The sequence below is a fragment of the Celeribacter marinus genome, from assembly GCF_965656515.1.
In the GTDB taxonomy this organism is placed as follows: domain Bacteria; phylum Pseudomonadota; class Alphaproteobacteria; order Rhodobacterales; family Rhodobacteraceae; genus Celeribacter; species Celeribacter marinus_D.
Window position 1 is genome coordinate 80629 of record NZ_CBFHKW010000005.1, and the last position, 2483, is coordinate 83111.

The 2483-nt window shown below is 57.3% G+C and carries 4 protein-coding genes; 1 reads left to right on the forward strand and 3 read right to left on the reverse strand.

Annotated features, from left to right (window positions below):
- The 3 genes from ACTG34_RS02435 to ACTG34_RS02445 form a co-directional block, all read right to left on the reverse strand.
- Positions 1-774, reverse strand: a 774-nt coding sequence (locus ACTG34_RS02435; protein WP_439103446.1) for a glutamate--cysteine ligase, incomplete at its 3' end; no start/stop codon positions are given.
- A gap of 60 nt (positions 775-834) precedes the next feature.
- Positions 835-1341 carry a hypothetical protein gene (locus ACTG34_RS02440; RefSeq protein ID WP_062216967.1) on the reverse strand — a complete coding sequence of 169 codons (507 nt, stop codon included), beginning with the start codon at positions 1339-1341 and terminating at the stop codon, positions 835-837.
- Positions 1341-2066 carry a 16S rRNA (uracil(1498)-N(3))-methyltransferase gene (locus tag ACTG34_RS02445; protein WP_439103447.1) on the reverse strand — a complete coding sequence of 242 codons (726 nt, stop codon included), beginning with the start codon at positions 2064-2066 and terminating at the stop codon, positions 1341-1343. Before ACTG34_RS02445 ends, ACTG34_RS02440 begins: the two co-directional genes overlap by 1 nt.
- A gap of 11 nt (positions 2067-2077) precedes the next feature.
- On the opposite strand from ACTG34_RS02445, the gene ACTG34_RS02450 reads away from it, so the two are divergent.
- On the forward strand, positions 2078-2483 hold a 406-nt coding region (locus ACTG34_RS02450; RefSeq protein ID WP_439103448.1), incomplete at its 3' end, for a UbiA family prenyltransferase.

Sequence of the window (2483 nt, forward strand, 5' to 3'; positions counted from 1 at the left end):
CGCGTATTCGGCGTAACGTTCAAACCCCATGCCGTCCTCGAACACGAACGGCAACATGCCCGTACGCGATGCATCAAGGTGACGCCATATGTAGGAACGCCATGATTTATGCCCGTTGAGCTTGCCCTCTTTGAACGGCGAATTGGCGAACAGCGCCGTGGCCACGGGTTGCAACGCAAGCGCGGCGCGGAACTTTTGCACCATATCGGCCTCGGACCCGAAATCGAGGTTCACCTGAACTGTACAGGTGCGTCGCATCATCTGTGTGCCAGAGGTGCCGACGCTATCCATATAAGCGTCCATCAGTTTGTAACGCCCCTTGGGCATCAACGGCATCTCGTCATGGGTCCAATGCGGCGCCATGCCCAGACCGATAAAGCGCGCGCCAATCTCGTCGGACACGCTTTGCACGTCCCGCAAGTGCTCGTTCACCTCATCACAGGTCTGGTGGATGGTATCGAGCGGAGCCCCCGACAGTTCCAACTGACCACCGGGCTCTAGCGAGATATTCGCGCCATTCAACTCAAGGCCGATCAAATATTCGCCCTCAAAAACAGGGTTCCACCCAAAGCGGTCTTGAAGCGATTCCAAGATGGCCTTGATTGAGCGATCCCCATCGTAGGGCAACGGTTTGAGCGTGTCCTTACAATATCCGAACTTCTCGTGCTCGGTCCCGATCTTCCATGCATCTTTCGGCTTACAGCCCTGTTCAAAGAAGGTGACAAGATCGTCATAGCTTTCGATCAGGCCGCCGCCAGATTGAGGAATGGACATATGGGAGGTCTCCGAAACGTGAGGTTGTTGCCTAACAAGTGGGTCAAGGCATGCTGGAAGTCAATGCAGGGCGACTGTGCGTTTACGCCAGATCACCACAGGGCTGTCTGGTGCAGATTTGATTTGACGTAACATCTTTTCCGTCTCGATCCCGTTAAGAGTGACAAACACATCAAAGAGTTTTTCGGCTCCAAAGGCATCAAGCGGAATCAAAAGCGGGGCTTGTGCGGGCGCATCAAGTTGCCAATGCGCAGGACCGCGCACAGCGGGCAACAACATTACGGAGGTCATCGCGGCAATCTCGATCTGACCGCCCGTTGTGGCGGTAAAATAGCTCACCACGCCCTCGTCGAACTCCACCGCACCAATGCCGCCCTCGGTGCGGCCAAACCGTGCGCGCTGAACAGCCGCAAACGCAAGAAACAGTGCAGCGATAGTGACGACAAGCGCCACCCAGCGCACCACGCCAAACGACGATGCCGCCCACCACGCCATTAGCGCGACAACCAAAAGGGCGATGAGAACTTCGCGCCATTGCCAGATTAGCGCACGGACTTCAGGACGCATCAGGACCAATCCCCCAAATGTTGCTGCCAGATCGTGAGCGCCGCCACCGCCGCCGTATCCGCCCGCAAAATACGCGGACCAAGAGAGACAGCATGCGCGAACGGCAATCCGTGAAGGCGTGCACGCTCGGCCTCGGAAAATCCACCCTCGGGTCCGATCAAAATGGCCCACTTGTCTGCCGCCACATCACCCAACACCTGCGCCGCGCCCACAAGAGCCTCGTCGCAAAACATAATATGCCGCGTCTCGTCCCAATCCGCCAACACGCGATCAAGCTTTTGCAAATCCGTCACCTCAGGCACATAGGTGCCGCCACATTGCTCGGCCGCCTCAAGGGCATGGGCCTGCAACCGGTCCTGACGGATACGCTCGGCGTTTGTAAATTCGGTGTTCACAGGCACAATACGGCGTGCGCCCATCTCGGCGGCTTTCTCGACAATGAAATCCGTGCGCGCCTTTTTGATCGGCGCAAACATCAACCACACATCGGGCGGCATCAACAAATCACGCGTTTTCGCACGACACACCAATTCGCCGTTCTTTTTGTTCGCCTTTGTGACCTCGGCCAGAAATTCGCCGTCCACGCCATTAAACAAGGCCACAACGGCCCCGTTGTCCTGACGCATCACCCCGAAAAGGTAATGAGACTGCTCCTTTGTGAGAGGAACGGTTTGCCCTTGGGCCAAGGGCTGATCTACATAGAGGCGTATTTTTGCTTTATCCATGAGACCTACATATGACCGACGAGCGCACAACGCCAGAGACAGACGGACAGGTTTTTGATGCCGTCAAAGGCAATTGGGTCGATACACTGGCCCCCGCATGGACGCGCCCCTACCTGCGCCTGAGCCGCGCGGACCGCCCCGTTGGCACATGGCTCTTGCTGATCCCAACATGGTGGGGTGCCCTTTTGGCGGCGTCTTCAGCGGGGGAAATGACCCTGCGCACGGTCTGGATTCTCATAGGATCTGCCATCGGCGCGTTCCTCATGCGTGGCGCAGGGTGCACATGGAACGACATCACGGACCGCCACATTGATGCAAGCGTCGCCCGCACCAAAAGCCGCCCCATTCCCTCGGGCCAAGTCAGCGTAAAACGCGCATTGGGCTGGATGGGACTTCAATGCCTCTTGGCGTTTTTCA